Source organism: Streptomyces sp. MnatMP-M17 (genome assembly GCF_900091995.1).
Classification (GTDB): domain Bacteria; phylum Actinomycetota; class Actinomycetes; order Streptomycetales; family Streptomycetaceae; genus Streptomyces.
On record NZ_FMDK01000974.1, the window covers coordinates 1 to 2590 of the forward strand.

The window sequence follows — 2590 nt, forward strand, 5'->3', positions numbered from 1 at the left end:
GGGGGCGCCCGAGCCGGTGACGGCGGCCGGCCCGTCGGCCGGAGCCACCAGGTCCCAGGCCAGCAGTCCCGCGCCCAGGCATCCGGCGGTGTCCCCGAGGGCCGCCGGCACGATCTCGGGCAGCTTCTGGAACGTCACGCGCTCCTCGACCGCCGCCCGCAGCGGTGTGAACAATGTTTCCCCTGCCTCGGCGAGTCCGCCACCGATGATCAGCGTCCGGGGATCGAGCAGCGTCAGCGCGGTGACCAGACCTGCGGCGAGCGCGTCGACCGCGTCGAGCCAGACCCGTACGGCCTCGGGATCGCCCGACTCCACGGCCTTCGCGCAGTCGGCCGCGTCCGCCTCCGGATCGCCGCTCGCCGCCGCCCACGCGCGGCTCACGGCCGCCGCCGAGGCGAGCGTCTCCAGACAGCCGCGCTGCCGGCAGCCGCACTCGGGCCCGTCGGGACGGACCACGACATGGCCGATCTCGCCCGCGTAGCCGTGCGCGCCCGCCTCGATCGTCCCGCCGATGCCGATGGCGCCCGCGATTCCGGTGCCCAGCGGTATGAACATGAACCGGTCCGCGCCACGGCCGGCGCCGAGCCGCCCTTCGGCGAGACCGCCGGTGCGTACGTCGTGCCCGAGCGCGACCGGTACGCCGCCGAGCCGCTCGGCGAGCAGCGCGCGCATCGGTACGTCACGCCAGCCGAGGTTCGCCGCGTACACCGCGATGCCGTTCTCGGCGTCGACGATCCCGGGAACGGCGACTCCCGCCGCGAGGGCGCTCTCGCCGAAGTGCTCGGCGCCGTACGCGCGCAGCTCGGCGGCGAAGCCGAGGATGCCCTCCACGACGGCGTCGGGTCCGCGCTCCCTGCCGGTCGCCCGCCGCACCTCGTACAGCAGCGCGCCGTCCGCCCCGACCAGGGCGGCTTTCATGCCTGTGCCGCCCACATCCAGGGCGATGACGTGTCTCACGGAGACAGTCTCGCCCGTAGACCCATGAAAGGTCTAGTCCACTGTCCTGGATTGTTGTGCGTCCATACAAACGGCGGATCCTCATGAGCTCTTGGCACAGACGTTGCCGAAGCGAAACCGGCGTTCCGTGGACCGTAAACCTCCGGATAGTGGAAAATCACAGATTCATACCGGGACCGTGGCTTCACGCAACGGAAGAACGAACACTGACGCGAGCACCGAAGTACGCGAACACCGCAGTACGTGAACACTGAAGAACAGAGGCGGAACAGAGCTGTGCAGCAGCGCTTTCGGGGAGCGACGGCGGCCATGGCCGCACTAGGCATGACAATGGCGCTGGCCGGCTGTGGCAGCACGGCGGGTTCTGGGGACGTCACCCTCAGACTTGTCGCCGCCGACTACGGCAATGGCTCGTCCGACAGGTCCGACAAATACTGGGCCGAGCTCGCCAGGAATTTCGAGTCCGAGCACCCGGGCATCAAGATCGATATCGATGTCCGCTCGTGGAAGACCGTCGACAAGGACGTCGCGGACATGGTGGCGCAGGACAAGGCTCCCGACCTGGCGCAGATCGGCTCCTACGCCGACTACGCCAAACAGGACAAGCTCTACACCGCGGACCAGATCCTCTCCGTGCCCACGCAGGCGAACTTCCTGTCCCAGCTCGCCGACGCCGGCAAGGTCAACCGCATCCAGTACGGGCTGCCCTTCATAGCCTCGGCCCGGCTGCTCTTCTACAACAAGAAGCTCTTCGAGCAGTCCGGCCTGAGCGCGCCCAAGAGCTGGGACGACATCCAGTCCGACGCCGAGGCGCTCAAGGCGGCGGGCGTGACGACTCCGATCGCGCTTCCGCTCGGCTCGGAGGAGGCGCAGGGCGAGACCATGATGTGGCTGCTGGCCGGCGGCGGCGGTTATCTGAACAACGCCGACGGCTCGTACGACATCGACTCGGACCAGAACATCAACACGTTCAACTGGCTCAAGAAGAACCTCGTCGGCGCCGGGCTGACCGGACCGATCGCTCCGGCGAAGCTCGACAGGACCACTGCCTTCAAGGCGTTCACCAGCGGCCAGGTCGGTATGCTCAACGGCCATCCGACGCTGCTGCTCGACGCGCGGAAGGCGGGCATCGACGTCGGGATGCTGCCGCTGCCCGGCTTCGACGGCAAGCCCAAGCCGTCGATGGGCGTGGCCGACTGGATGATGGCCTTCAAGCAGAACGGCCACGCCAAGGAGATCGGCGCGTTCCTGGACTATGTGTACGAGGACAAGAACGTCCTCGACTTCGTCGGGCAGTACGACCTGCTGCCGGTCACCTACAGCGCGAACGAGGCGATGGCGGCGGACTCGGCGTACAAGGAACTGAGCACCTTCCAGCAGGTGCTGCCCACCGCCGAGCTGTATCCGTCCGGGAAGAAGTCCTGGGGTGGCGTCAGCCAGGACATCAAGGACAACATCGGCAAGGCGGTCGAGCCGGGCGGGAACCCGGGAGTGATCCTCGGGCGGATCGCCCGGGACGCGACGGCGGCGGAGGTCGCCGAGTAGCGTGGCAGCGAGATGACCACGCCCGAGCCGGAGCCTGCCGAGCCGACCGAGCCCGCTGAGCCCGCCGCGTCGGCCGAGCTCGGCGGTT

The 2590-nt window shown here is 68.6% G+C and carries 2 protein-coding genes; one reads left to right on the plus strand and one right to left on the minus strand.

The annotated features are described in order from the left end of the window. Positions 1–918: ROK family protein (locus GA0115259_RS34435; RefSeq protein ID WP_202450614.1), on the minus strand; the 918-nt coding region annotated here is incomplete at its 3' end. 348 nt (positions 919–1266) lie between these two features. Here GA0115259_RS34435 and GA0115259_RS34440 point away from each other — a divergent pair. Continuing rightward, positions 1267–2502, plus strand: coding sequence for an ABC transporter substrate-binding protein (locus tag GA0115259_RS34440; protein ID WP_093604194.1), 1236 nt, complete (start codon positions 1267–1269; stop codon positions 2500–2502). Positions 2503–2590 lie beyond the last annotated feature (88 nt).

Excerpts from the sequence above, each read along its gene's own strand:
- GA0115259_RS34440 (WP_093604194.1), top strand. The coding sequence starts at position 1,267 with ATGGCCGCACTAGGCATGACAATGGCGCTGGCCGGCTGTGGCAGCACG.